This is a genomic window from Pseudomonas sp. EU05-FHT14B02 (genome assembly GCF_058791055.1).
In genome coordinates this window covers 104,743-129,796 of record NZ_JBYTDD010000003.1, presented here as the reverse complement: position 1 = coordinate 129,796, position 25,054 = coordinate 104,743, and the positions used below count along the sequence as shown (strand labels likewise).

The window sequence follows — 25,054 nt, the reverse complement described above, 5'->3', positions numbered from 1 at the left end:
CACTGACATGACCCAGATCAATTTGACCACTGCCAACGAATTCATCGCCCGTCACATCGGCCCGCGCGCCGGTGACGAGCAAGCCATGCTCAACAGCCTTGGTTTCGACTCCCTGGAAGCCCTGAGCGCCAGCGTGATTCCCGACAGCATCAAGGGCACCAGTGTCCTCGGCCTGGAAGACGGCTTGAGCGAAGCCGATGCCCTGGCCTTGATCAAGTCCATCGCGACTAAAAACCAGCTGTTCAAGACCTTCATCGGCCAGGGTTACTACGGCACCCATACGCCGTCGCCGATCCTGCGCAACCTGCTGGAAAACCCGGCCTGGTACACCGCCTACACCCCGTACCAACCAGAAATCTCCCAGGGTCGTCTCGAAGCGCTGCTGAACTTCCAGACCCTGATCAGCGACCTCACCGGCCTGCCGATCGCCAACGCCTCGCTGCTCGACGAAGCCACCGCCGCTGCCGAAGCCATGACCTTCTGCAAACGCCTGAGCAAGAACAAAGGCAGCCACACCTTCTTCGCTTCCGTGCATTGCCACCCGCAAACCCTCGACGTACTGCGCACCCGTGCCGAGCCTCTGGGCATCGACGTGCTGGTTGGCGACGAGCGCGAACTGACTGACGTGACGCCGTTCTTCGGCGCACTGCTGCAATACCCGGCGAGCAACGGTGATGTGTTCGATTACCGCGAGCTGACCGAGCGCTTCCACACCGCCAATGCCCTCGTTGCAGTGGCCGCCGACCTGCTGGCCCTGACCGTGTTGACCGCACCGGGCGAATTCGGCGCCGATGTGGCCATCGGCAGTGCACAGCGCTTCGGCGTGCCGCTGGGCTTCGGTGGCCCGCACGCAGCGTACTTCTCCACCAAGGACGCGTTCAAACGTGACATGCCGGGCCGTCTGGTCGGTGTTTCCGTAGACCGTTTCGGCAACCCGGCCCTGCGCCTGGCCATGCAGACCCGCGAGCAACACATCCGTCGCGAGAAAGCCACCAGCAACATCTGCACCGCACAAGTACTGCTGGCAAACATCGCCAGCATGTACGCCGTGTACCACGGTCCGAAAGGCCTGACGCAGATCGCCAATCGCGTGCATCACCTGACTGCAATCCTGGCCAAAGGCTTGAGTGCACTGGGTCTGAACGTCGAGCAAACCAGCTTCTTCGACACCCTGACCGTAAAAACCGGTGCTCACACTGCTGCCCTGCACGACAAGGCGCATGCTCAGCGTATCAACCTGCGCGTGGTCGATGGCGAGCGCCTTGGCCTGTCCCTGGACGAAACCACCACTCAGGCCGACGTTGAAACCCTGTGGAGCCTGCTGTCCGACGGCAAGGCCCTGCCGGACTTCGCCGCCCTCGCCGCCTCGGTGCAGAGCGCCATCCCGGCCACGCTGGTGCGTCAGTCGCCGATCCTCAGCCACCCGGTGTTCAACCGCTATCACTCGGAAACCGAGCTGATGCGCTACCTGCGCAAACTGGCGGACAAGGACCTGGCGCTGGACCGCACCATGATCCCGCTGGGTTCGTGCACCATGAAACTCAACGCCGCCAGCGAAATGATCCCGGTGACCTGGGCCGAGTTCGGTGCCCTGCACCCATTCGCTCCGGCCGAGCAAAGCGTCGGCTACCAGCAATTGACCGACGAGCTGGAAGCGATGCTCTGCGCCGCCACCGGTTATGACTCGGTGTCCCTGCAACCGAACGCCGGCTCCCAGGGTGAATACGCAGGTCTGCTGGCGATCCGTGCCTACCACCAGAGCCGTGGCGAAGACCGTCGCGACATCTGCCTGATCCCGTCGTCGGCCCACGGCACCAACCCGGCCACCGCACAAATGGCCGGCATGCGAGTGGTCGTCACCGCGTGCGATGCCCGTGGCAACGTCGACATCGAAGACCTGCGCGCCAAGGCCATCGAGCACCGCGAACACCTCGCCGCGCTGATGATCACCTACCCGTCGACCCACGGCGTGTTCGAAGAAGGCATCCGCGAAATCTGCGGCATCATTCATGACAACGGCGGCCAGGTGTACATCGACGGCGCCAACATGAACGCCATGGTCGGCCTCTGTGCCCCGGGCAAGTTCGGCGGCGACGTTTCGCACTTGAATCTGCACAAGACCTTCTGCATTCCCCACGGTGGTGGCGGCCCGGGCGTCGGCCCGATCGGCGTGAAATCGCACCTGGCGCCATTCCTGCCGGGCCACGCACAGATGGAGCGCAAGGAAGGCGCCGTTTGCGCGGCACCGTTCGGCAGCGCGAGCATCCTGCCGATCACCTGGATGTACATTCGTATGATGGGTGGCGCGGGCCTCAAGCGTGCTTCGCAGCTGGCGATCCTCAATGCCAACTACATCTCCCGTCGCCTGGAAGAGCACTATCCAGTGCTGTACACCGGCAGCAACGGCCTGGTGGCGCACGAGTGCATCCTCGACCTGCGTCCACTGAAAGACAGCAGCGGCATCAGTGTCGATGACGTCGCCAAGCGTCTGATCGACTTTGGCTTCCACGCGCCGACCATGTCGTTCCCGGTGGCAGGCACGCTGATGATCGAGCCGACCGAAAGCGAATCCAAGGAAGAACTGGACCGATTCTGCGACGCCATGATCCGCATCCGCGAAGAAATCCGCGCAGTGGAAAATGGCACGCTGGACAAGGACGACAACCCGCTGAAAAACGCGCCGCACACCGCGAAGGAACTGGTTGGCGAGTGGTCGCACCCGTACAGCCGTGAACAAGCGGTTTACCCGGTTGCGTCGCTGATCGAAGGCAAGTACTGGCCACCGGTCGGTCGCGTCGACAACGTGTTCGGCGACCGCAACCTGGTCTGCGCCTGCCCGTCGATCGAAAGCTACGCTTAAACCAATGAGGGGGCGGTTGATCCCGCCCCCTTTTTTGCAGGAACACCACAGTCCTCTGTGGGAGCGAGCTTGCTCGCGATAGCGGTCTTTCAATCAACATCTCTGGTGAATGTCAGTCCGTCATCGTCGGAACGCCGCCCGGAGCAAGCTCGCTCCCACAGGGATCTGTGCCAAGTCTTATGTTCCGTGAATTCCTATAACAAGAAACCGGAGAACCACCATGTCGTTAAGCGTGTTCGACCTGTTCAAGATTGGCATCGGCCCCTCCAGTTCCCACACCGTCGGCCCGATGCGTGCCGCTGCGCGCTTCGCCGAAGGTTTGCGCCGCGAAAACCTGCTTGAAGCCACCGCCTGCGTCAAAGTCGAGCTGTATGGTTCGCTCGGTGCCACCGGCAAAGGCCACGGCAGTGACAAGGCTGTGCTGCTGGGCCTGGAAGGCGAACACCCGGACACCGTGGATACAGAGACCGTCGCCGCGCGCCTGCAAGAGATTCGCGGCAACGGCCGCTTGAACCTGCTCGGCGAACACAGCATTGCGTTCAACGAGAAAGAACACCTGGCCATGATTCGCAAACCGTTGGCCTATCACCCCAATGGCATGATTTTCCGCGCCTTCGACGCCGCGGGCCTGCAGATCCGCAGCCGCGAGTACTACTCGGTCGGCGGCGGTTTTGTGGTCGATGAAGACGCCGCCGGCGCCGACCGTATCGTCGAAGATGCCACCCCCCTGACCTTTCCGTTCAAAAGCGCCAAGGATCTTCTCGGTCATTGCGTCAAATACGGGCTGTCCATCAGCCAGGTGATGTTGACCAACGAAAGCGCCTGGCGTCCGGAAGCGGAAACCCGCGCCGGCCTGCTGAAAATCTGGCAAGTGATGCAGGACTGCGTCGCCGCCGGATGCCGCAATGAAGGCATCCTGCCCGGTGGGCTGAAGGTCAAGCGCCGGGCCGCCGCACTGCATCGGCAATTGTGCAAGAACCCGGAATCGTCGTTGCGCGATCCCCTGTCGGTGCTGGACTGGGTCAACCTCTACGCGCTGGCGGTCAACGAAGAAAACGCCAATGGCGGGCGCGTGGTCACGGCACCGACCAACGGCGCGGCCGGGATCATTCCGGCGGTGCTGCATTACTACATGCGCTTCATCCCCGGCGCGAATGACGACGGCGTGGTGCGCTTTCTGCTCACTGCCGCAGCCATCGGCATTCTGTACAAGGAAAACGCCTCGATTTCCGGCGCCGAGGTCGGCTGTCAGGGTGAAGTCGGCGTCGCCTGCTCGATGGCCGCCGGTGCCTTGTGCGAAGTACTCGGCGGCAGCGTGCAGCAAGTGGAAAACGCCGCGGAAATCGGCATGGAACACAACCTCGGACTGACCTGCGACCCGATTGGCGGGCTGGTGCAAGTGCCTTGCATCGAGCGCAACGCCATGGGCTCGGTCAAGGCCATCAATGCGGTGCGCATGGCGCTGCGCGGCGATGGACAACACTTCGTCTCCCTCGACAAGGTCATCCGCACCATGCGCCAGACCGGCGCCGACATGAAAAGCAAATACAAGGAAACCGCCCGTGGCGGTTTGGCGGTCAACATTATCGAGTGCTGATGCGCGCTCATCTGCACCCTTCTTCAGGAGCTGAATATGTCCACCGAACAACTGTTGAAAACCCCGCTGCACGCACTGCACATCGAGCTCGGCGCCCGCATGGTGCCGTTCGCCGGCTACGACATGCCCGTGCAATACCCGTTGGGCGTGATGAAAGAACACCAGCACACCCGCGACCAGGCCGGGCTGTTCGACGTCTCGCACATGGGCCAGATTCGCCTGACCGGCGCCAATGCCGCCAAGGCCCTGGAAACCCTGGTGCCAGTGGACATCATCGACCTGCCAGTGGGCATGCAACGTTATGCGATGTTCACCAATGAGACCGGCGGCATCCTCGACGACCTGATGGTCGCCAACCTGGGCAACGACGAACTGTTCCTGGTGGTCAACGCCGCCTGCAAGGACCAGGACCTGGCACACCTGCGCAAGCATATTGGCGACCAGTGCACGATCGAACCGCTGTTCGAAGAGCGCGCCCTGCTCGCCCTGCAAGGCCCGGCTGCAGTGACCGTGCTTGCACGTCTGGCCCCTGAAGTGGCGAAGATGACTTTCATGCAGTTCGCCCGCGTGAAGCTGCTGGGCGTGGACTGCTTTGTCAGCCGCTCGGGTTACACCGGTGAAGACGGTTTCGAAATTTCCGTACCGGCCACCAGCGCCGAAGCCCTTTCCCGCGCCTTGCTGGCGGAACCGGAAGTCGAAGCCATCGGCCTCGGCGCACGCGACTCGCTGCGCCTGGAAGCTGGCCTGTGCCTGTACGGCCACGACATGAACACTGACACCACCCCGATCGAAGCCAGCCTGCTGTGGGCCATCTCCAAGCCACGTCGTGCCGATGGCGCGCGTGCTGGCGGCTTCCCGGGCGCCGAAACCGTATTCGCCCAGCAACAGGCAGGTGTAAGCCGCAAGCGTGTCGGCCTCTTGCCACAGGAACGCACGCCGGTGCGCGAAGGTGCCGAGATCGTCAACGAAGCCGGCGACATCATCGGTAGCGTCTGCAGCGGCGGTTTCGGGCCGACCCTGGGCGGGCCGCTGGCCATGGGTTATGTCGACAGCGCTTATATCGCACTGGACACCCCCGTCTGGGCGATCGTTCGTGGGAAAAAGGTGCCTTTGCTTGTAAGCAAAATGCCATTCGTTCCACAACGCTACTATCGCGGCTGATTGAATGTTCCTATAAGTAACGCGGTTGCGTTAACAGCGCACTAATGTGTAACGCAACCGCCATAAAATAGTGCATTGTTTGGCTGTAAGCTTCGATTATGAACTTTGCTTATAACGATCGAAAACAATTGAACAAGGTTAGTGAATAAGGCCTCACTAGTCGACTTACTTTGCCATCAACCCAAGGAAATACGGGGCCTTCAAGGGGCTTGTTTTTTCTCCCGTAGTTGGCGTAGAGTTTGTTCACTGTGTTTGCATGGGTCGCTTGGAATCGTGACCTGGGCAGTAGCCTACAAGTTAGCTACATCCCGTTCGACGTCTTCTTACTCTCCTGCAACCAGCCCCAGTACTCTTTCACGAGAAAGAGACTGTCATTAATTTTTTGCGTCAAAGGAAATAAGAAATGTCCCAACGTCAGAGCGGTACCGTCAAGTGGTTTAACGACGAGAAAGGTTTTGGTTTTATCACTCCTGAAAGCGGTCCGGATCTGTTCGTACATTTCCGCGCCATCCAGGGCAACGGTTTCAAGAGCCTGAAAGAAGGCCAGAAAGTGACCTTCATCGCCGTGCAAGGCCAGAAAGGCATGCAGGCTGACGAAGTACAAGCAGAAGGCTAATCTTCTGTAACGAAAAAGCCCCTGATGCTGACATCAGGGGCTTTTTTGTGCGCGTAAATCCGTAAAATGGCTTCTTTTTCGCCGAGAGCCTGCCATGTCGAAACACCTGCTTACCCCCCAGGGCAACTTTCCTGCCGCTGGCCTGGGTCGTCGCCTGGCAGCCATGTTCTATGATTTCCTGCTGTGCACCGCCCTGCTGATCGTCACCAGCGGGATCTACAAGATGATCCAGATGGCGATCATTGGCGAAGAAAGGATGCGTACCCTGACCGAAGCGGGTGCGCTGGACGGCGATCCCCTGCTCTCCACAGTCCTGCTGTTCGTACTCTTCGGCTTCTTCGCCAAATTCTGGACCTGGTCCGGTCAGACGCTGGGCATGCAGGTCTGGTGCATCCGGGTGCAGAACGCCGATGGCTCGTCCATCAGCCTGTGGCAGGCGCTGCTGCGCTTTGTGGTATCGATTGCTTCGTTGCTGTGTGTTGGCCTGGGATTCTTCTGGTCGCTGTTCGACAAACAGAAACGCAGCTGGCATGACATCTACTCCAATACCGAACTGGTGCGGATTCCGAAGAAGACCAAATAATTTCCCGACGCAGAAACCACTGTGGGAGCGAGCAAGCTCACTCCCACAGTTTTTTTTGGCCTGATTGAAAGATCTCAGGCGTTACCGGCCAGCTTCATCCGCGCCGCCTGGGTGAAATCAAGCATGCGCTTGAGCGGCCGAATCGCCTGCGGAATCAGTGCCGGATCGACAAAGATCTCGTTCGCCCCTTCCTTCAACGCCTTGAGCGTGCGCTCAAGGGTGTTCATGGCCATCCACGGGCAATGTGCACAACTGCGGCACGCCGCGCCGTTACCCGCTGTTGGGGCTTCGATAAAGACCTTGTCCGGGCACAACTGCTGCATCTTGTAGAAAATGCCGCGGTCGGTCGCAACGATCAGCGTCTTGTTCGGCAGGCTCTGTGCCGCCGCGATCAACTGACTGGTGGAACCCACGGCGTCCGCCAGCTCGATCACCGAAGTCGGCGATTCCGGGTGCACCAGAATTGCCGCATCCGGGTACAGCGCCTTCATGTCTTCAAGCTGTTTGGACTTGAACTCTTCGTGAACGATGCAGGCACCGTCCCACAGCAGCATGTCGGCACCGGTCTGGCGCTGAATGTAGGTTCCCAGGTGCTTGTCCGGGCCCCAGATGATGGTCTCGCCGTTGTCCATCAGGCTTTCAACGATTTCCAGCGCACAGCTTGACGTCACAACCCAATCCGCTCGGGCTTTTACCGCAGCGGAAGTGTTGGCGTACACCACCACCGTGCGCTCCGGATGTTGATCGCAGAACGCGGAAAATTCGTCCACAGGGCAACCCAGGTCGAGCGAACAGGTCGCTTCGAGCGTCGGCATCAGCACGCGTTTTTCCGGGTTGAGGATCTTGGCAGTCTCACCCATGAACTTCACGCCGGCGACGACCACGGTCTTGGCCGGATGGGCGTTGCCGAATCGGGCCATTTCCAGCGAGTCGGAAACACAACCGCCCGTCTCTTCGGCCAGCGCCTGAATGACAGGGTCACAATAGAAGTGGGCCACCAGCACCGCGTCCTGAGCCTTGAGCTCGGCAGCGATGGCAGCACGGTAATAAGCCTCTTCATCGGCAGTCAGCGGCTTGGGCTGCTTGGCGTCGAGGTGGGCTTGAACCAGAAGGCGTTCGGAAATTTGCGTCATGTTCGCAAGACCTGCAGGCGCATTCGCGCGAAAGTCGAGTATACACCCGGCTCCGGACCCTTCGGGGTACCGCCGGGAAAGTGAGTATTGATCAGGCACGGACAGCGTTGAAGCTGCGCAAGGCTACAGAATATCCGACGGATGCAAAAGATGATTCTGACCAGGGTGATGAATAGACGCGCCCTGAAACAAGGCCTATGGCCTTGATCCTTCGGGAAAAACATTTGCCGTTGCAGTTATCGCACAAAACCTGAATGGCTTTGCCACTAACCTGCGCAAGGGCGGATAGAAGGGTGACGCCGATTAAAGGAAACCGCCCAACCGAAACTGGAACAACCAAAGGACTGAACACATGTCGATCCAATGCCTGATCACAATCATGACCGCCTCAACCTTGCTGCTCACGGCATGGCTGGTGCCTTCAACACTCGTCCTGGCGGGCGCTAACCTGAATCCAGCCGCGACAACCCGGCATTGTGAAACCCCACCCCTCTGCGCGCGCCTCATCCAGGCAGGCAACAGCACCTGGTCGTATTACGAAAGCGAGCGGCAGGGGCCAACGGTGATCCTGATCCACGGTTTTTCATCAAGCAAGCAAGTCTGGTTCGAACCGGGCAAGGCATTGAGTTCGCGTTTCCACGTCATCATCCCCGACCTCCCGGGCTGGGGAGCCTCCACTGACAATGACCATTCCAACTACGACATCGAGGCGCAAGCGACTCGGCTCCATGACTTTATCCTGGCGCTCGAAGCCGAGAACATCACCCTCATCGGGCATTCAATGGGTGGAGCCATCGCTGGCGTGTATGCAGCCGATCAACCGCAGCACGTCAGCCGGCTGGTATTGGTAGGCGCACTGGGGTTGAGCTTCAAAGACAATGACTTCATGCGGGAATTGAATGCTGGAGGAAATCCGTTTATCTACGACGATCGTGCAGGCGTCGAACGCACTGCCCGCCTCGTCTATCTGAACCCTCCACAGATGTCTGACCGACAAGTGCAGGAAGCAGTCCTTGCCAACCGCGCACAGCGAGCGTTTATCGAATCCGCCCTGGTGCAGATTCGCCCCTCTTCGCAATGGCTCGCCCTCGACCACCGGCTGACAAAATTGAACATGCCGGTACTCGGTATCTGGTGTCGCGAGGATAAAGTGATTGATGTCTCGGCGCTGGACACGTTGCGCAACGGTCTTCCTGCCAGTTCAGCGAACGACTCGGTCATCCTTGAAGGGTGCAACCACCTGCCGATGGTCGAACGCCCAGCCGAGACGCTTCAAGCATTAGACGCCTTCATTGCAAAGAGGGACTAGCCCAATGCAGCGGTGGCAAGGGCACTTTCTTGCGGGCAAAAAAAAACCCGGAAATCCTCACTTTCGTGGGCCTTCCGGATTTTCTAAACCGCCAAAAATGGTGGGTCGTGTGGGATTCGAACCTACGACCAATTGGTTAAAAGCCAACTGCTCTACCAACTGAGCTAACGACCCGCTGTGTGGTGGCGCGTATAATACTGATTTTTAAGGACTATTCAACACCTATTTTGAAATAAATCAAAAATAAGGAGTTGGATCGCTGATTCCGGCCGCTGCAAAGCCTTCCGCACGCAGTCGGCAGCTGTCGCACTTGCCGCACGCACGGCCTTCATCATCGGCCTGATAGCAGGAAACGGTCAGCCCGTAGTTCACGCCAAGCTTCACGCCCGCCTGGACGATCTGCGCCTTGCTGAGGTTTTGCAGCGGTGCCTGAATGCGGAAGCCATTGCCTTCAACGCCGGCTTTGGTTGCCAGGTTGGCCATGCGCTCGAACGACTCGATGAACTCGGGACGGCAGTCCGGGTAACCGGAGTAATCCACGGCGTTGACGCCGATGAAGATGTCCCGTGCGCCGAGTACTTCTGCCCAGCCCAAGGCCAGGGACAGGAACACCGTGTTACGCGCAGGCACGTAAGTCACGGGAATGCCTTCACCGAGCTCCTCTGGAATATCGATGCTGCTGTCGGTCAGGGCCGAGCCGCCCATGCCGTTCAGGTTCAGGCCGATCACCTTGTGCTCGACCACACCCAGGTCCCGCGCCACACGCTCGGCAGCGTACAGTTCGGCGTGAGAGCGCTGGCCGTAGTCGAAGCTCATGGTGTAGCAGCTGTAGCCTTCGGCGCGCGCCATGGCCACGACGGTCGCCGAGTCCAGGCCACCGGACAGCAGGATGACCGCACGTTTTTCAGCAGTATTGAGTTGTTCAGTCATTTCAGCGCCCCGGCTCGTCATTCCATAGATATTTATGCAGTTGCAATTGCAAGCGCACTGGCAGGTTGTCCGCCACCACCCAGTCCGCCAGATCCCGGGCATTGAGATCATGGTGACTTGGCGAGAACAGGACTTCACCGGCACGCCGGTCCAGACCGTACTGGATCAGCTTGGAAACAGACCAGTCATAGTCCTCTCGCGAACAGATGACAAACTTCACCTGATCGTTGGGCGTGAGCAGCTCAATGTTTTCGTAGCGGTTGCGGTGCGCTTCCTTCGAACCCGGGGTTTTCAGGTCGACAACGCGACTGACCCGGGAATCTACTGCCGAGATATCGATGGAGCCACTGGTTTCCAGTGACACTTCGTAACCGGCGTCACACAAGCGCTTGAGCAAGGGAATGGCGTTGGGCTGTGCCAGGGGCTCGCCGCCCGTGACGCAGACGTAACGCGGGCGAAACCCTGCGACCTGCTCGAGGATGTCGTCGAGCGTGCGAATGGTCCCGCCGGTGAACGCGTAGGCGCTGTCGCAGTATTGGCAACGCAGAGGGCAACCGGTCAGGCGCACAAAAACAGTGGGCAGGCCAGCAGTCCGCGTTTCACCCTGCAACGAGTAGAAAACTTCGGTGATTCTCAATGTGTCTTGCATAGTCGCCACGGGCGTAACAGCTAAACAGGCTGTCCGCCTCCGTCAGGCACTTGAAGGAACCCCGGCAAAGCGCAGGCCCCCAAAAGCGTATTTCATAAAAAGGGCGTGAATTCTAACGAAAAAACCCGCGACAAGCGCGGGTTTCTTTGAAACGGGTCAAGCAGGCTTACATTTTTTGCAGATCGCGCTGGGCCAACTGAGCGGCGGAAGTGCCCGGATATTGGGAAACCACCTGCTGCAGAATGCCTTTAACTCGGTCGGTATGCCCCAAGCGACGCTCTACATCAGCAAGCTTGTATAGCGAGTCCGGCACTTTGGCGTGCTTGGGATACAACTGCGAAACCTTGGCAAATGCCTGACCTGCGCCTTGCAGATCGCCTTTGGCCAGGTTCACTTCACCCAACCAGTATTGGGCGTTGCCCGCGTACTGGCTGTTCGGGTATTTGCGCAGGAATGCGGCAAAAGCCTGACTGGCCTTGTCGAAATCCTTGGCTTTGATCAGGTCGAAGGCAGCATCGTAGTAGAGCTTTTCCTTCGCCGGATCCGCCGGCTCGCTACCTGCGGCCGGTGCCTGGGCGGCAGCTGCCCCTGCACCTGCTGCTGCACCGGGGGCGTTCAAATCGCCACCGGTGGAAGAATTTTCAGGAGTCGCGGCTGGTGCAACGCCGGTTCCTATGCGCCGATCAAGATCCTGATATCGCTCCAGGTTTTCCTGCTTCATGCGCGCTACATCATTTTGCAGAACTTCAATCGCACCTTGCTGGCGCTCGATCTGTTGCTGCATTGATTGCAGTTGGTTGAACAGCTCGCCCTGTGCCGAGACAGGGGCCGAAACCCCTCCCCCGGCATAGGCGCCGTTCGTACCGTAACCTGCAGGCGGATAACTGCTCCCGCTATTGTTATAGCCGGAGTCGTTATCGACCACAGGAACCGCAGCCCACGCCGCAAGCGGCGCGAGACTGAGAGCCAGAACAGTTACAGCACGACGGCACGTTCGCATGACGAATTACTTACGCAGTTCGACGCGACGGTTTTGAGCCCAGGACTGCTCGTCGTTGCCGGTAGCAACTGGACGCTCTTCGCCGTAGGAAACCAGTTCCAGCTGAGCTGGGGAAACACCTTGCAGTACCAGGTAGCGCTGAACGGCTTTCGCACGACGCTCGCCCAGTGCCATGTTGTACTCACGAGTACCACGTTCGTCGGTGTTGCCTTCCAGAACAACGCGAGCGCCGTTTGCTTTCAGGTCTTTGGCGTGAACGTCCAGAGCGCGCATGGCTTCTGGCTTCAGGTCCGAGCTGTCGTATTCGAAGTAGAAAGTAGTGATAGCGCGCAGAGCAGCTTCTTCGCTCAGGGAGCCGTCAACTGCACCAGTGTTTGCGCCGTAACCAGCGTTTGGATCTACCGCGCCTTCACCGGCATTGTCGCCGCCTTTGGACGAGCAACCTACAGCTACAGCCATGGCCAGTGCCAGCGCAGCAAATTTACCAAACTTCAGCATTTCCATCGTGAAACTCCTAATGAACCCCAGTGTGTTAAGTACAACGTATAGCGCCGCGTCAGTTCAGGTAAGGGGACCAGGAAGGTTCTCTGACTTCGCCTTGTGCGGTAGGAAGCGGGAGCCTTACGCGTCCATTGATGGACACGAGCATCAAGACTCCCCGGCCCTGCTGGCGGGTGGCGTAGATTACCATGGTGCCGTTGGGCGCGACAGTAGGCGACTCGTCCAGAGTGCTATCAGTGAGGATTTTTACACTACCGCGCTGCAAATCCTGGGCCGCCACTTTGAAATTGGTGAAGCCATCCTGACGGTGAATCATGACAAGCGTCTTTTCATCGGCCGACAGTTTAGGGTTGGCGTTGTAGTTACCGACGAAAGTCACGCGCTCGGCACCACCACCACCACCACCACCGGCACTGGTCTTGTAGATCTGCGGTTTGCCGCCACGGTCGGAAGTGAAGTAGATGGTCGAGCCATCCTTGCCCCAGAACGGTTCGGTGTTGATGCCGGGACCGTTGGTGACGCGACTGATCTGACGCGAACCCAGGTTCATCACATAGATGTCCGGGTTACCGTCTTTCGACAGTACGAATGCCAGGCGATTGCCATCCGGCGACCAGGCTGGCGCACCGTTCAGGCCTTCGAAGTTGGTGATCTGCTCACGGCGACCGGTGTCGATGTTCTGCATGAAGATGCGTGGACGCTTCTGCTCGAAGGAGACATAAGCGATGCGCTTGCCATCCGGTGCGAAACGCGGCGACAGGATCGGCTCGCGCGACTGCAGCAGGGTCACGGCGCGAGCACCGTCGTAGTCCGAACGTTGCAGGGTGTAGCGAGTGTTGTTCTCGGAGAAACGCTCGGCCGTTACGTACAGCAGGCGAGTCGAGAAGGCACCCTTGATACCCGTGAGTTTTTCGAACGACTGGTCGGAGATGTAGTGCGCCATGTCGCGCAACTGATCGACGCCGCCGGACACGCTGCCGGTCAGCACTTGCTGCTCGGTGGCCACGTTGAACAGTGCGTATTGCACCTGCAGGCGACCGCCCGCCGGAACGATGCTGCCGACCATGACATACTGGGCGCCCAGTGCCTTGAAGTCACGGAAGATGATTTCGCTGGCCTGGCTCGGCTGGCTGATCATGTTCTGCTTTGGAAGCGGCGAGTAGTAACCCGAGTTGCGCAGGTCGTTACCGATGATTTCCGCCATGTCGTCCGGCAGCACGCTACCGCCCTGGAAGCCGAACGGCACGACTGCAATCGGGGTCGCCCGATCGCTGCCGCTGGTAACCAGAATGTTTTTCTCATCTGCCATCGCCATCCCTGCCATGCAGCAGATAACGACCAGCATTCCTCGAAGAAGGTTTCTCACAAGGCTAGATCCTCAGGTGTGAATGTCATCTTGAATGAACGATACGGAGCGAAATCACTCGGCTTCATTCCCTGCATTTCTGTCAAACGTCCAATATTCTTCACCGCCGCTACAGCCGATGCGTCAAACGGACCGTCGCCACTGGACTTGGACACGCTGACTGAAGTCACCGTACCGTCCGGCAACATGCCAATTTGCAACACGACCGTCATGCCTTTGCGTGCCGAAGGTGGACGAGCCCAGCCTTCCGCTGCACGCGCACGAATCAGGTCATCGAAACTGCCGGCAACTTCATCGCCCTGCTCATCGGCCAAGGCCTGCTGACGCTGCGGCGTGTCTGAAAGCAAATCTGCCAGGGCCTGGGCCTTTTTGTCTTCGGCGGATTTACGCGCCGCATCCTGCGATTTCTTCTTCGCAGCATCGGCAGCAGCTTTCTTCTTCGCTTCCTCGGCGACTTTCTTCTTCGCCTCTTCAGCTTCAGCTTTCTTCTTGGCGTCTTCCGCGGCTTTCTTCTTCGCGTCTTCGACGATCTTTTTCTTGGCTTCTTCAGCGGCCGCTTTCTTGGCCTCTTCTTCCGCAGCTTTCTTGGCTTCTTCTTCGGCTTTCTTCTTGGCTATATCAGCCAATTGTTTCTCTTCTGCCTTCTTGGCTTCCGCGGTTTTCTTCGCTTCGTCGGCTTTCTTGGCTTCATCAGCCTTTTTCGCCTCGTCCGCTTTCTTCGCCTCGTCGGCCTTCTTGGCTTCTTCGGCCTTTTGAGCAGCCTCTTCTTTCTTTTGTTCCGCAGCCTTCACCGCTTCCTGCTCGACCTTTTTCTGTTCCATCTGCTCGACTTCGGTCTGACGCGCAGCAGATTTCTGCGCTTCACCGGCAATCTTCTGATTAGTCTGGGTGGTCGCCCGACTTTTCGATTTCAGCTGGTACAAGGTCGCCTGGACAATCGGCTTGGCCGGCGGCAGTTCCGGGGTAAAGGCAAAACTGACGAACAGCATGCCGAAGACCAGCACGTGCAAGCCAATCGCCCAGACACTAGGCCAGAAGTAGCTTTCCGAGGCGGACGGCTCTCGCTGTTGCTGCATCAGGGCGCCTCGGTAATCAAGCCAACATTACCGACCCCGGCTTTCTGCAACCCGCCCATGGCGCCCATGACGGAGCCGTAATCGACACTCTTGTCGCCGCGAATGAAGACCTGGGTACGCTTGCCGCCTTCGTTGCCGACGCGAATGATCTTGGTCACCGCGTCAGTCATCTGCGGCAGGGTCATGGCACGATCCTGCTGCTTCTCGGTGTCGACTTCGCTGCCAAGGTTCCAGTAGTAGGTCTTGTCGGACTTGATCGAAATGGTCAGGACCTGAGTGTTGTTGTCCTGCGGCAAGGCTTCGCTGGAAACCTTGGGCAGATCAACTTTCACGCCCTGATTGAGCATCGGCGCCGTCACCATGAAAATGACCAGCAGTACCAGCATCACGTCGATGTAAGGCACCACGTTCATCTCGGCAACCGGCTTGCGCTTGTTTCGCGCTCGAGCGATTAAAGCCATTGGTAATTACCTGCTTATTCTTCGCTGGTGTGCACTTTGCGGTGCAGGATCGCCTGAAACTCATCGGCGAAGGTGTAGTAACGGCTGATCAGCGTTTCGCTGCGAGCGGCAAAACGGTTGTAAGCGATAACGGCAGGGATCGCGGCGAACAGACCGATGGCCGTGGCGATCAGAGCTTCGGCGATACCCGGGGCCACAGTGGCCAGGGTCGCTTGCTGGGCGGTTGCCAGGCCACGGAAGGAGTTCATGATCCCCCAGACGGTGCCGAACAGACCGATGTACGGGCTGACGGAACCAACAGTGGCCAGGAAGGGCAGGCTCTGCTCGAGCTTTTCTTCTTCGCGGGAAATGGCGACGCGCATGGCTCGGGCCACGCCTTCCATGACCGCTTCCGGATCAACGCCTGACTGCTGACGCAGACGGGAGAACTCCTTGAAACCAGCACGGAAGATTTGCTCGACACCCGAATCAGGGTCTGGATTGCTGCCAGCCTGACGGTACAGCTTGGACAGGTCGATACCCGACCAGAAGCGCTCTTCAAAGCTCTCCAGGGCACGTCGACCGGCGCGCAGCAGGTTGCTGCGCTGAAAGATCATGATCCACGAGGTCACCGATGCGGCTACCAGGGTCAGCATTACCAGTTGCACCACGATACTGGCATTGCTGACCAGGCTCCACATGGAGGAATGGTCGACGACGTTAGCTTCCACGCTTTATCTCCTGCTTTGAGTGTGTACCCGCGCCGCTTACGTCGGCAAAGGCCGCTCGTAGAGCTTCGGGAATGGCCCGGGGTTTTAAACTTTCAGTGCGCACACAGGCCACCAGAAACTGCCCTTCGCAGAGCAGTGCATTATCCGCTGCCCGCCTGACCTGCTGCTTGAAGCGCAGACTGGCACGGTTCAATTCGATTACTTCAGCGCTTACCAGCAGCTCGTCGTCCAGTCGCGCCGGCGCGTGGTAGCGCGCTTCGCTGGAATGCACGACGAACAACAGGTCCTCCCCTGCCAGCTGCGATTGGGCAAAGCCCAGATCTCGTAGCCGCTCGGTTCGAGCCCGTTCCATAAACTTGAGGTAATTAACGTAATACACGATGCCGCCCGCATCGGTGTCCTCGTAATAAACGCGACAACGATGTACGAAAGGCTCAAGCCCGTTTTGCGCGCGCATACTCTAGTGCTTACTCCTCAGGTTGCCAATCCGGCATGGCAACTGTTTTTCATTGTTCTGCGGCTTTCACGTGAAAGTACGGTCCTGGGACCCTACATTGCCCGAAAAAATCAGCACGCAATGTTAATTAATCGTCAGCGGCTTCAAGAAACTCGTCTACCACGGGCATTTCGCCCAATCGTGACGGAATGTTTAAGCCGAAATGCAGGTAGGCATGCCGCGTCACCACCCGCCCCCGAGGCGTGCGCATGATGTAACCCTGCTGGATCAGGTAAGGCTCCAGCACGTCTTCGATGGTGTGACGCTCTTCACTGATGGCGGCGGCCAGGCTGTCGACCCCGACTGGCCCGCCGTCGAACTTCTCGATCATGGTCAACAACAGACGTCGGTCCTGGTGATCGAGGCCACGCTCGTCGACGTCCAGCAGGTTCAGCGCCAGGTCGGCAATCGGCTTGGTGATATGCCCCTTGGCCCGAACTTCGGCGAAATCGCGCACCCGGCGCAGCAGCCTGTTGGCGATCCGTGGCGTGCCACGGGCACGGCGGGCGATTTCGAAGGCGCCTTCCGGGTCCAGCGGCAAACCGAGGATGCTCGCCGAGCGACTGACAATCGTCGACAAGTCGGCGTTGTTGTAGAACTCAAGACGCTGAACGATGCCAAAACGGTCACGCAACGGGTTGGTGAGCATCCCCGCCCGCGTCGTTGCGCCGACAAGGGTGAACGGTGGCAGATCCAGCTTGATCGAACGCGCGGCCGGACCTTCGCCGATCATGATGTCGAGCTGAAAATCCTCCATGGCCGGGTACAGCACCTCTTCAACGATAGGCGACAGGCGATGGATCTCGTCGATAAACAGCACATCGTGGGGTTCAAGGTTGGTCAACAGCGCCGCCAGGTCACCGGGGCGCTCCAGCACCGGCCCCGAGGTGCTCTTGATCGACACGCCCATTTCCTGGGCGATGATGTTGGCGAGGGTGGTCTTGCCCAGGCCGGGCGGCCCGAAGATCAGCGTGTGATCCAGGGATTCATTACGACCGCGCGCAGCCTGAATGAACAATTCCATCTGCTCGCGAACGGTCGGTTGGCCAATGTACTCGGCCAGACTGACCGGGCGGATGGCTCGGTCCTGGACTTCTTCGCGCTCACGCGGGCTGTGCGTGGCAGCGATCAGACGATCAGCTTCAATCACTTAGATCATTCCCTTCAAGGCGCGGCGGATCATATCTTCACTGCTCAAATCTTTCTCCTTGATCGCAGACACCGCCTTGCTCGCTTCCTGGGGCTTGTAGCCCAGGGAAATCAAGGCACTGACAGCGTCAGTCTCGGCAGTGCTCACCGGGGCCGGACCATCCGGCTGGTTCGGCACAAGGGCGAACATGGCCGGTACGGTTTCCCAGGCCTTGAAGCGATCCTTGAGTTCTACCAGCAAACGCTCGGCGGTTTTCTTGCCGACGCCCGGGACCTTGGTCAGCGCCGAAGTGTCCTGTGACTGTACACAACGAACCAGTTCGTCGACTTCCAGGCTCGACATCAAGGCCAGGGCCAGTTTCGGTCCGACGCCATTTAGGCGGATCAATTCACGAAAAAAATCGCGCTCACGCTTGCCGACAAAACCATAGAGTAACTGTGCGTCTTCGCGCACGACCAAATGCGTGTGCAAGGTTAGCGGCTCACCGACCGACGGCAAGCGGTAAAGGGTCGTCATGGGCACTTCAAGTTCATAGCCCAGGCCATTTACATCCAGGATCAGATGGGGAGGCTGCTTCTCAGCCAGGGTGCCGCGCAAACGTCCAATCACGTTACAAATCCTTGAGCGTTGGCCAGCTCATGGCCAGCGACTGACAGAGCAAGGAATACCGCCGACAACACAGGCGGAATGCCCTCACTCCATGAAAATGATTGCTGATGCTATCAGAGACGCAGGCGCCCGCCACGACTGCGTGCAGCTCCCAGACCATGGGGTAACAGACTGGAGCGGGTATGAGCGTGGCAGATGGCAATGGCCAGGGCATCCGAAGCATCGATCTGCGGCTTGCTGGTGAGTTTGAGCATGTGCATGACCATCATCTGCACCTGTTCCTTGTTGGCCGCACCGGTACCGACGACCGCCTGCTTGACCTGGGTTGCAGTGTATTCGGCAATTTCCAGGCTTTCCTCGGCTCCCGCCACGATCGCGGCACCACGGGCCTGCCCCAGTTTCAGGGCGGAATCGGCGTTACGGGCCATGAACACCTTCTCGATCCCCATGGTCACCGGGTGGTAAGTCTGAATGATCTCCCGCACCCCGCGGTAGACAATCTGCAGTCGCTCATGCAGCTCGCCGGCACCGGTGCGTATACAACCGGAGGCGACGTACTCACAGCCACGGCCGGTATCGCGAACCACACCGTAACCGGTGATGCGCGAACCGGGGTCGATACCAAGAATTAAAGTCATAACGCCTGCGGATAAATTGAAATAACGCGTCGGCCATGACACCGCACGCTGTAGGAGCGAGCTCGCTCGCGATGGACCTTAACGATAACGCAACGTTTGAAATCAGCGTCGCTCTCAGGTTTATCGCGAGCAAGCTCGCTCCTACAAAGACGCCACTCTCAACCGAGCTGCGCGGCCACCGACTCCGGAATTTCCGCGTTGGAATAGACGTTTTGCACGTCATCCAGGTCTTCGAGCATGTCGATCAGCTTGAGAACCTTCTCCGCACCTTCCAGGTCGAGCTCGGCGCTGGTGGTCGGCAACATGACGATTTCCGCGTCGTCACCTTTGAAGCCCGCCGCTTCCAGTGCGTTACGCACGGAATAGAACCCGGCAAACGAGGTGAAAACATCGATCGAACCGTCTTCGTTGGTCACCACGTCATCGGCGTCGGCTTCCATGGCGGCTTCCATCAGTGCATCTTCGTCAACGCCGGCAGCGAAGGAGATCTGCCCCTTGCGCTCGAACAGATAGGCCACCGAACCGTCTGTCCCCAGGTTACCGCCGCACTTGCTGAACGCGTGACGAACAGCGGCCGCGGTGCGATTACGGTTGTCGGTCATGCATTCGACCATCACCGCCACGCCGCCCGGACCGTAACCTTCGTAGGTCAGTTCGACCACGTCGTCCGTGTCGGCAGCGCCGGTTCCGCGGGCGACGGCACGATCGATGATGTCGCGGCTCATGTTCGCACCCAGGGCCTTGTCCAGGGCCAGGCGCAGACGCGGATTGGAGCCTGGATCACCGCCACCCTGACGGGCAGCGACGGTCAGCTCACGAATCCACTTGGTGAAGATCTTGCCCCTCTTGGCATCCTGACGTTCTTTGCGGTGCTTGATGTTCGCCCACTTGGAATGACCTGCCATAACTCGCTCCGAATTCTCTTTGAAACATTGCCCGCCGCACTGCATTGCGCCGGCCGGCAAACAAAAATCTTGAACTGCTCTGCCTATAAAGGAAAGGGCGCATCCAAAGATGCGCCCTTCAGTTCAGCCTTACTCGGCCTTAGGCGTTTCACGCAGACGAATGTGCAGTTCGCGCAATGCCTTGGCATCCACCTGGCCCGGCGCCTGAGTCATGACATCCGCCGCGCTCTGGGTTTTCGGGAAGGCGATCACTTCACGGATCGACTGGGCGCCGGTCATCAGCATGACCAGACGGTCCAGACCGAAGGCCAGGCCACCGTGCGGTGGTGCGCCGTATTTCAGGGCATCGAGCAGGAAGCCGAATTTCTCTTCCTGTTCCGCTTCGTTGATGCCCAACAGACGGAACACCGACTGCTGCATCTCTTTACGGTGGATACGGATCGAACCACCACCCAGCTCGGTACCGTTCAACACCATGTCGTAGGCACGGGACAGAGCGCCAGCCGGGTTGGCTTCCAGCTCTTGCGGGGTGCACTTCGGTGCGGTGAACGGGTGGTGCAAGGCGGTGAAGCTGCCGTCGTCGTTCTCTTCGAACATCGGGAAGTCGACGACCCACATTGGTGCCCACTTGCAGGTCAGCAGGTCCAGGTCGTGGCCAAGCTTGATCCGCAGCGCGCCCAGGGCTTCGCTGACGATCTTCGCCTTGTCGGCGCCGAAGAACACGATGTCGCCGTCAACCGCACCGACGCGATCGAGGATCACATTGAGGTTGGCTTCAGGAATGTTCTTCACGATTGGCGACTGCAGGCCTTCGACGCCCTTGGCACGCTCGTTGACCTTGATGTACGCCAGACCCTTGGCACCGTAGATACCGACAAACTTGGTGTAGTCGTCGATCTGCTTGCGCGGCATGCTTGCCCCGCCTGGAACACGCAAGGCGGCGATACGGCATTTCGGGTCGTTGGCCGGGCCGCTGAACACCTTGAAGTCAACTTCCTTGAGCTGATCGGCCACGTCCACCAGTTCCAGCGGGTTACGCAGGTCTGGCTTGTCGGAACCGTAGCGGCGCATGGCTTCTTCGAAGGTCATGTGCGGGAACTCGCCGAATTCCAGGCCCAGCACTTCCTTGAACAGGTTGCGGATCATTTGCTCGGTCAGGCCCATGATCTCTTTTTCATCGAGGAAGCTGGTCTCGATGTCGATCTGGGTGAATTCCGGCTGACGGTCGGCACGCAGGTCTTCGTCACGGAAGCACTTGGCGATCTGGTAGTAACGGTCGAAGCCGGCCACCATCAGCAGTTGCTTGAACAGCTGCGGCGATTGCGGCAAGGCGAAGAACGAACCGGCATGAGTACGGCTCGGCACCAGGTAGTCGCGTGCGCCTTCCGGGGTGGCACGAGTCAGGATCGGCGTCTCGACGTCGAGGAAGCCGTTCTCGTCCAGGAAGCGGCGGATGCTTGTGGTCATGCGCGAGCGCAGACGCAGCTTCTCGGCCATTTCCGGGCGACGCAGGTCGAGGAAGCGATAGCGCAGGCGGGTTTCTTCGCCGACGTCAGAGAACTCGTTCAGCGGGAACGGCGGGGTTTCCGACTCGTTCAGCACTTCCAGTTCGTAGCCCAGGACTTCGATCATGCCCGACGCCATGTTGGCGTTGGTCGCGCCGGCCGGACGCAGGCGGACCTTGCCGGTGATCTTCACGACGTATTCGCTGCGCACCCGATCGGCAGCGGCGAAGGTTTCAGCACGGTCCGGATCGAACACGACCTGGGCCAGACCATCACGATCACGGATATCGAGGAAAATCACCCCACCGTGGTCACGGCGACGGTGGACCCATCCGCAAAGGGTAATTTCCTGGCCGTCCAGGCTTTCGTTCAGTTGGCCGCAATAATGGCTGCGCATCATGGTCGTGGTTTCACTTCTCGTAATTCGAAATTCGGTGGAGATCCTACAGCAGCCCCGCCTTTAAAAAAGTCGTCGGGTGATGCAGGAGCACGCGTGTCGTTCAGCTCAGGTTCCAGACCTTAGTCAGCTTTGTCGCCGCCGGCCAGGTTCTTCTTGGAACCGGTCTTGAAATCGGTTTCGTACCAACCCGTGCCGCTGAGGCGGAAGCCCGGCATGGACAGCAATTTTTTAAGCTCTGGCGCCTGACAGGCAGGGCAGTCGACCAGCGGTGCATCGCTGATCTTTTGAATGGCTTCCAACTGATGACCACAGGAAGCACATTGATAATCGTACATCGGCATGGAGGTTGTCTCGGCGATCAGATTGCTACCGCACACACAGGGTTTTGCGGCAAAGAGCGGGATTATATCCATTAAATGCGGCCTGTGCAGCCGTAAGACTGCACAGACCGACACTCTGCTGTTTTCGCCGCCCAGACTAGGCCGTGGCGAAGCAACCCCCTTCCTTGAGACTGTGCACGACACAGACAACCCGCACCAATCCACTGAAGTTCCTTACCCCGCCGTGACGCAAGTGAACTTCGCGATCCACATGAGACAACAGGTTGTTGACCGAGCAACCATTGACCCGGGCCATCTCCCCCAAAATATCCCAATACACCTGCTCGAGCCGCAAACAGGTGGCAAAGCCATTCAATCGTACGGAGCGGGACAAGGGCTGGGCGAGCCCCATATCGAACTCGCGAACAAACGGATCAACCTTTACATCCTTGTGCGAACCGTATCGCCCCTCTTCCTGCCTTTCATAAACCATAACGCTGACACTCCTTTGCCATCCTGGTTTCTTTAAGCGCAACTGTCTGTCGACTTATAAAAGCGCAGGTGCAAAGGTATTTTCCAGCCGACTTTATGATCTTCGACGTAGGATAAGCCAACAACTTTTGGCAGACCCTGGAGAGCGTCCTACTCCGGACATTTTCCCACGCAGCGAAGCGATACTCCCTTCAGAAGCATCTTATGAAATGGCGTAGGAAAGAAGAGCGCGAAAAACACTTCAAGGCGACTGGCAAAACCCGCCGCTGTGCCTCAGCTCCGGAACTTAGGGCAACCCGTGGCAAATCCCCCAAAAAGTGCCGCCGGACGCGCTGATTTGAGTAGCCTGCGGCTTTGCTGTTAAATAGACAGCGTGTCGCCAGCGCCCATTTTTACCGGGCTCGGCGCATAGGCTGATACCGGGTACGTGTCCAACGCCTCTTTATTATCTTGAAGCGAACCGTGCGCCATCAGCTCTTCCTTGTGAGCTGTCTTAACGTGAGTTAATCAAAATGTTGAAAATCGTCCATCTGTTGATAGGCGCAGCGGCCTTGCTGCTGTCCTTCATCCCTAGCCTGCAATCCGAAGCCTTACCTTACCTGCAACAACCCGACGCGCTGTACCTGGCCTTTTTCGGCCTGCTCAACCTCACACTTGCGCCTGTCATCCCTTACTGGAACAAAGGCCCGCGTCACCAACTGCAAAACCTGGTCAGCGCCCTGCTGGTTCTGAGCGTGGTCCTGCAGACCCTGACGCTGATCGCACCGATGCCTGTCATCGCCGGTCAACCCGCCGTACTGTTCAGCCTGGTCGCTACCCTGATCGCCGTCACCCTGCACCTGGGCATCAGCTTCTACAAGTCGTCACCAGCGACCGCCTCGCCAAGCTACGACATGAGCAACCGCGATACCGGCACCGTCAAGTGGTTCAACACATCCAAAGGCTTCGGCTTTATCTCCCGCGACTCCGGTGACGATATCTTCGTCCACTTCCGGGCCATTCGCGGCGAAGGCCACCGTGTCCTGGTCGAAGGCCAGCGCGTGGAGTTCTCCGTCATGAATCGTGACAAGGGCCTGCAAGCCGAAGATGTGATCGCCGCACTGCCGCGCCGCTGATTCAAGGCTAAAAAAAACCGCGAACAGCCTAGCTGTCCGCGGTTTTTTTCATGCCTGCGACGCTCTTAATAGTGCGGTGGCGGCGCTTCTTCTTCGAACGACTCGAACTGCCCGACCATTTCCTCCTGCCGCTTGAGCAGCGCGGCCATTTGCAACTGCAGGCGTTCCACCACCCGCTGCTGCGCCACCAGCACATCATTCAACGCCTGGATGGTGTCATCCTGAAACGCCAGACGGCTTTCAAGCTCGGTAACGCGCTCTTCCAGGCTCATGCTTCAGCCCTCCAGAAACGTAAATTCATCGGTCAAAATCAAGCGCAAACGTTCGCGAATCGCGGCGATCTTCTCCGAACTGTAGGGTTTCGCCGGATGTTTACCCCAAACCGGCGCTGGCCAGGCGGCATCTTCGCGCTTGCGCACTATCACATGCATGTGCAACTGACTCACGACATTGCCCAGCGCCGCCACATTCAACTTGTCCGCATCGAACGCATCCTTGAGCACTTGCGACAGCACTGTTGTTTCCTGCCAAAGCTGTTGCTGCTCTACGACATCCAACTGAAATATCTCGCTGATAGCCTCGCGACGAGGTACCAGGATGAACCAGGGATAGTTCGAATCGTTGGACAGCAGCAACCGGCAGAGCGGAAAGTCCCCGATCGGTAACGTGTCTTGTTGAAGTCGTGGATCTAAAGTGAACACTGCGCGTACTCCCGCCGGGCCATCATTTTTCAGCTTAGCGCCCATCCAGAGGGACAGCGCACCAAGCGACCGGACGGCAGCATACCTGCGAACGGCGCTGGCTTCACGGCGAACCTTGCATCGAAGCCACGAGCGTTAGTGAAAAGCTGACAGCCGCCCCCGAATGGGACAATTTTCGCTGCCACGCACCTTTACAGAACCGAACAACTGGCAACAAACGCCGAAATGACTGATCGACAAGGAAAAGTTCGCTTCAGGCAAGCGACCGACAGAGATGAATTCAGTACAGGGCTAAAATTTTTTGCACCAAAACCGCACAGTGGGTCTACGCTGAACGCTTCGACATCCGCCATTTACTCAGTGATGGGGTGAACCGGTAACATTTTTGATTGCCAGACTGTCGACCAGAAGGTCGAAACATGATGTCAGGCAAGGCGTCAAGCCCAAACTAAAAGCGCTTGAACCCCCGGTTTTATGAGGTTTTTACAGCATCTGACAGCTAACTAGAAAAAAATCGAAAAAAAGACGATTTTGTGCACACTTGTTGCATTCATACCCAACATCGCCCGAGTCGCACCCGCCGGAAGCGGAGGCACTCAGGCAAAAAAAAACAGCGGCAAGGTAGCCCGATGGAGATTCAAACGTTTCACCAGGACTCTTTTTACCGACGACAAGGCGCAAAAAACAGCATTAAAGTTGTCCGCCCGGTTGCGTCGGAGCTGGAAATTTGCGACATCTACCACGCTGTTTGCGACAGGGTCGTAAAGAAGG

General features: G+C 58.6%; 26 protein-coding genes and 1 tRNA gene. 7 read left to right on the top strand and 20 right to left on the bottom strand.

The window, feature by feature from the left end; translation table 11 throughout:
- Positions 1–7 precede the first annotated feature (7 nt).
- The 5 genes from gcvP (at position 8) to AC3WTM_RS04350 (ending at position 6,817) form a co-directional block, all read left to right on the top strand.
- A complete protein-coding gene (gene gcvP / locus AC3WTM_RS04370; RefSeq protein WP_102670348.1) occupies positions 8–2,860 on the top strand; it encodes an aminomethyl-transferring glycine dehydrogenase in 2,853 nt (950 codons plus the stop codon).
- A gap of 220 nt (positions 2,861–3,080) precedes the next feature.
- The gene (locus AC3WTM_RS04365) at positions 3,081–4,457 is read left to right on the top strand and encodes an L-serine ammonia-lyase (RefSeq protein WP_102670349.1); all 1,377 of its coding nucleotides are present in this window, start codon (positions 3,081–3,083) and stop codon (positions 4,455–4,457) included.
- Positions 4,458–4,493: 36 nt separating this feature from the next.
- A complete protein-coding gene (gene gcvT / locus AC3WTM_RS04360) occupies positions 4,494–5,618 on the top strand; it encodes a glycine cleavage system aminomethyltransferase GcvT (protein ID WP_102670350.1) in 1,125 nt (374 codons plus the stop codon).
- Between the two features lie 403 nt (positions 5,619–6,021).
- Positions 6,022–6,234 carry a cold-shock protein gene (locus tag AC3WTM_RS04355; RefSeq protein WP_007931076.1) on the top strand — a complete coding sequence of 71 codons (213 nt, stop codon included), beginning with the start codon at positions 6,022–6,024 and terminating at the stop codon, positions 6,232–6,234.
- Between the two features lie 94 nt (positions 6,235–6,328).
- Positions 6,329–6,817, top strand: coding sequence for an RDD family protein (locus AC3WTM_RS04350; RefSeq protein ID WP_102670351.1), 489 nt, complete (start codon positions 6,329–6,331; stop codon positions 6,815–6,817).
- A 74-nt stretch (positions 6,818–6,891) separates the two neighbouring features.
- Here AC3WTM_RS04350 and nadA read toward each other — a convergent pair whose 3' ends face one another.
- Positions 6,892–7,950, bottom strand: coding sequence for a quinolinate synthase NadA (gene nadA / locus AC3WTM_RS04345; protein ID WP_007995624.1), 1,059 nt, complete (start codon positions 7,948–7,950; stop codon positions 6,892–6,894).
- Positions 7,951–8,302: 352 nt separating this feature from the next.
- Here nadA and AC3WTM_RS04340 point away from each other — a divergent pair, with 352 nt between their 5' ends.
- Positions 8,303–9,259: an alpha/beta fold hydrolase gene (locus AC3WTM_RS04340; protein WP_102670352.1), complete on the top strand. Its 957-nt coding sequence runs from the start codon at positions 8,303–8,305 to the stop codon at positions 9,257–9,259.
- Between the two features lie 98 nt (positions 9,260–9,357).
- On the opposite strand, the gene AC3WTM_RS04335 is transcribed toward AC3WTM_RS04340, so the two are convergent.
- The 17 genes from AC3WTM_RS04335 to AC3WTM_RS04255 all read right to left on the bottom strand — a co-directional run bounded on the left by AC3WTM_RS04335 (position 9,358) and on the right by AC3WTM_RS04255 (position 22,468).
- Positions 9,358–9,433: transfer RNA gene (locus tag AC3WTM_RS04335), tRNA-Lys, on the bottom strand.
- 63 nt (positions 9,434–9,496) lie between these two features.
- The gene (queC, locus tag AC3WTM_RS04330) at positions 9,497–10,189 is read right to left on the bottom strand and encodes a 7-cyano-7-deazaguanine synthase QueC (protein ID WP_090457445.1); all 693 of its coding nucleotides are present in this window, start codon (positions 10,187–10,189) and stop codon (positions 9,497–9,499) included.
- A gap of 1 nt (position 10,190) precedes the next feature.
- Positions 10,191–10,838 carry a 7-carboxy-7-deazaguanine synthase QueE gene (queE, locus tag AC3WTM_RS04325; protein WP_053155342.1) on the bottom strand — a complete coding sequence of 216 codons (648 nt, stop codon included), beginning with the start codon at positions 10,836–10,838 and terminating at the stop codon, positions 10,191–10,193.
- A 166-nt stretch (positions 10,839–11,004) separates the two neighbouring features.
- Positions 11,005–11,838 (bottom strand): tol-pal system protein YbgF, encoded by an 834-nt coding sequence (gene ybgF, locus AC3WTM_RS04320; RefSeq protein WP_102670353.1) that lies wholly within the window; start codon positions 11,836–11,838, stop codon positions 11,005–11,007.
- A 6-nt stretch (positions 11,839–11,844) separates the two neighbouring features.
- Positions 11,845–12,342: a peptidoglycan-associated lipoprotein Pal gene (gene pal / locus AC3WTM_RS04315; protein WP_003178634.1), complete on the bottom strand. Its 498-nt coding sequence runs from the start codon at positions 12,340–12,342 to the stop codon at positions 11,845–11,847.
- 52 nt (positions 12,343–12,394) lie between these two features.
- Positions 12,395–13,684 (bottom strand): Tol-Pal system beta propeller repeat protein TolB, encoded by a 1,290-nt coding sequence (tolB, locus tag AC3WTM_RS04310; protein ID WP_173677951.1) that lies wholly within the window; start codon positions 13,682–13,684, stop codon positions 12,395–12,397.
- A gap of 17 nt (positions 13,685–13,701) precedes the next feature.
- Entirely contained in the window at positions 13,702–14,781 is a 1,080-nt protein-coding gene (tolA, locus tag AC3WTM_RS04305; protein WP_102670355.1) for a cell envelope integrity protein TolA, read from the bottom strand.
- Positions 14,781–15,233, bottom strand: coding sequence for a protein TolR (gene tolR / locus AC3WTM_RS04300; RefSeq protein WP_162130368.1), 453 nt, complete (start codon positions 15,231–15,233; stop codon positions 14,781–14,783). Before tolR ends, tolA begins: the two co-directional genes overlap by 1 nt.
- A gap of 23 nt (positions 15,234–15,256) precedes the next feature.
- Complete coding sequence (gene tolQ / locus AC3WTM_RS04295) at positions 15,257–15,952, bottom strand: protein TolQ (protein ID WP_008052448.1); 696 nt, start codon at positions 15,950–15,952, stop codon at positions 15,257–15,259.
- Entirely contained in the window at positions 15,942–16,409 is a 468-nt protein-coding gene (gene ybgC, locus AC3WTM_RS04290) for a tol-pal system-associated acyl-CoA thioesterase (protein WP_102670356.1), read from the bottom strand. Before ybgC ends, tolQ begins: the two co-directional genes overlap by 11 nt.
- A gap of 127 nt (positions 16,410–16,536) precedes the next feature.
- Complete coding sequence (ruvB, locus tag AC3WTM_RS04285) at positions 16,537–17,598, bottom strand: Holliday junction branch migration DNA helicase RuvB (RefSeq protein WP_102670357.1); 1,062 nt, start codon at positions 17,596–17,598, stop codon at positions 16,537–16,539.
- Positions 17,599–18,207: a Holliday junction branch migration protein RuvA gene (ruvA, locus tag AC3WTM_RS04280; RefSeq protein ID WP_102670358.1), complete on the bottom strand. Its 609-nt coding sequence runs from the start codon at positions 18,205–18,207 to the stop codon at positions 17,599–17,601. It lies immediately after the preceding gene.
- A 113-nt stretch (positions 18,208–18,320) separates the two neighbouring features.
- Complete coding sequence (ruvC, locus tag AC3WTM_RS04275) at positions 18,321–18,845, bottom strand: crossover junction endodeoxyribonuclease RuvC (protein ID WP_008015799.1); 525 nt, start codon at positions 18,843–18,845, stop codon at positions 18,321–18,323.
- Positions 18,846–19,003: 158 nt separating this feature from the next.
- Positions 19,004–19,750, bottom strand: a complete 747-nt coding sequence (locus AC3WTM_RS04270; protein WP_007995641.1) for a YebC/PmpR family DNA-binding transcriptional regulator — start codon at positions 19,748–19,750, stop codon at positions 19,004–19,006.
- Between the two features lie 129 nt (positions 19,751–19,879).
- Positions 19,880–21,655, bottom strand: coding sequence for an aspartate--tRNA ligase (aspS, locus tag AC3WTM_RS04265; RefSeq protein ID WP_102670359.1), 1,776 nt, complete (start codon positions 21,653–21,655; stop codon positions 19,880–19,882).
- Between the two features lie 119 nt (positions 21,656–21,774).
- The gene (locus tag AC3WTM_RS04260) at positions 21,775–21,996 is read right to left on the bottom strand and encodes an FmdB family zinc ribbon protein (protein ID WP_032829812.1); all 222 of its coding nucleotides are present in this window, start codon (positions 21,994–21,996) and stop codon (positions 21,775–21,777) included.
- Between the two features lie 136 nt (positions 21,997–22,132).
- Positions 22,133–22,468, bottom strand: a complete 336-nt coding sequence (locus tag AC3WTM_RS04255; RefSeq protein ID WP_102670360.1) for a ribbon-helix-helix domain-containing protein — start codon at positions 22,466–22,468, stop codon at positions 22,133–22,135.
- A 511-nt stretch (positions 22,469–22,979) separates the two neighbouring features.
- On the opposite strand from AC3WTM_RS04255, the gene AC3WTM_RS04250 reads away from it, so the two are divergent.
- Positions 22,980–23,582, top strand: a complete 603-nt coding sequence (locus AC3WTM_RS04250) for a cold-shock protein (protein WP_102670361.1) — start codon at positions 22,980–22,982, stop codon at positions 23,580–23,582.
- Positions 23,583–23,647: 65 nt separating this feature from the next.
- Here the strand turns inward: AC3WTM_RS04250 and AC3WTM_RS04245 are convergent, their stop codons facing one another.
- Positions 23,648–23,854: a SlyX family protein gene (locus AC3WTM_RS04245; RefSeq protein WP_008052459.1), complete on the bottom strand. Its 207-nt coding sequence runs from the start codon at positions 23,852–23,854 to the stop codon at positions 23,648–23,650.
- A gap of 3 nt (positions 23,855–23,857) precedes the next feature.
- Positions 23,858–24,283 carry an HIT domain-containing protein gene (locus tag AC3WTM_RS04240; RefSeq protein ID WP_102670362.1) on the bottom strand — a complete coding sequence of 142 codons (426 nt, stop codon included), beginning with the start codon at positions 24,281–24,283 and terminating at the stop codon, positions 23,858–23,860.
- Between the last annotated feature and the right edge of the window lie 771 nt (positions 24,284–25,054).

Coding starts and splice junctions, on each gene's coding strand:
- aspS (WP_102670359.1), bottom strand. CDS start 21,655: ATGATGCGCAGCCATTATTGCGGCCAACTGAACGAAAGCCTGGACGGC.
- AC3WTM_RS04355 (WP_007931076.1), top strand. CDS start 6,022: ATGTCCCAACGTCAGAGCGGTACCGTCAAGTGGTTTAACGACGAGAAA.
- AC3WTM_RS04260 (WP_032829812.1), bottom strand. CDS start 21,996: ATGCCGATGTACGATTATCAATGTGCTTCCTGTGGTCATCAGTTGGAA.
- gcvT (WP_102670350.1), top strand. CDS start 4,494: ATGTCCACCGAACAACTGTTGAAAACCCCGCTGCACGCACTGCACATC.
- tolB (WP_173677951.1), bottom strand. CDS start 13,684: ATGCTGGTCGTTATCTGCTGCATGGCAGGGATGGCGATGGCAGATGAG.
- AC3WTM_RS04255 (WP_102670360.1), bottom strand. CDS start 22,468: ATGGTTTATGAAAGGCAGGAAGAGGGGCGATACGGTTCGCACAAGGAT.
- AC3WTM_RS04350 (WP_102670351.1), top strand. CDS start 6,329: ATGTCGAAACACCTGCTTACCCCCCAGGGCAACTTTCCTGCCGCTGGC.
- AC3WTM_RS04340 (WP_102670352.1), top strand. CDS start 8,303: ATGTCGATCCAATGCCTGATCACAATCATGACCGCCTCAACCTTGCTG.
- queC (WP_090457445.1), bottom strand. CDS start 10,189: ATGACTGAACAACTCAATACTGCTGAAAAACGTGCGGTCATCCTGCTG.
- AC3WTM_RS04245 (WP_008052459.1), bottom strand. CDS start 23,854: ATGAGCCTGGAAGAGCGCGTTACCGAGCTTGAAAGCCGTCTGGCGTTT.
- queE (WP_053155342.1), bottom strand. CDS start 10,838: ATGCAAGACACATTGAGAATCACCGAAGTTTTCTACTCGTTGCAGGGT.
- AC3WTM_RS04365 (WP_102670349.1), top strand. CDS start 3,081: ATGTCGTTAAGCGTGTTCGACCTGTTCAAGATTGGCATCGGCCCCTCC.
- ybgF (WP_102670353.1), bottom strand. CDS start 11,838: ATGCGAACGTGCCGTCGTGCTGTAACTGTTCTGGCTCTCAGTCTCGCG.
- AC3WTM_RS04250 (WP_102670361.1), top strand. CDS start 22,980: ATGTTGAAAATCGTCCATCTGTTGATAGGCGCAGCGGCCTTGCTGCTG.
- ybgC (WP_102670356.1), bottom strand. CDS start 16,409: ATGCGCGCGCAAAACGGGCTTGAGCCTTTCGTACATCGTTGTCGCGTT.
- nadA (WP_007995624.1), bottom strand. CDS start 7,950: ATGACGCAAATTTCCGAACGCCTTCTGGTTCAAGCCCACCTCGACGCC.
- gcvP (WP_102670348.1), top strand. CDS start 8: ATGACCCAGATCAATTTGACCACTGCCAACGAATTCATCGCCCGTCAC.
- ruvC (WP_008015799.1), bottom strand. CDS start 18,845: ATGACTTTAATTCTTGGTATCGACCCCGGTTCGCGCATCACCGGTTAC.
- pal (WP_003178634.1), bottom strand. CDS start 12,342: ATGGAAATGCTGAAGTTTGGTAAATTTGCTGCGCTGGCACTGGCCATG.
- AC3WTM_RS04270 (WP_007995641.1), bottom strand. CDS start 19,750: ATGGCAGGTCATTCCAAGTGGGCGAACATCAAGCACCGCAAAGAACGT.
- tolA (WP_102670355.1), bottom strand. CDS start 14,781: ATGCAGCAACAGCGAGAGCCGTCCGCCTCGGAAAGCTACTTCTGGCCT.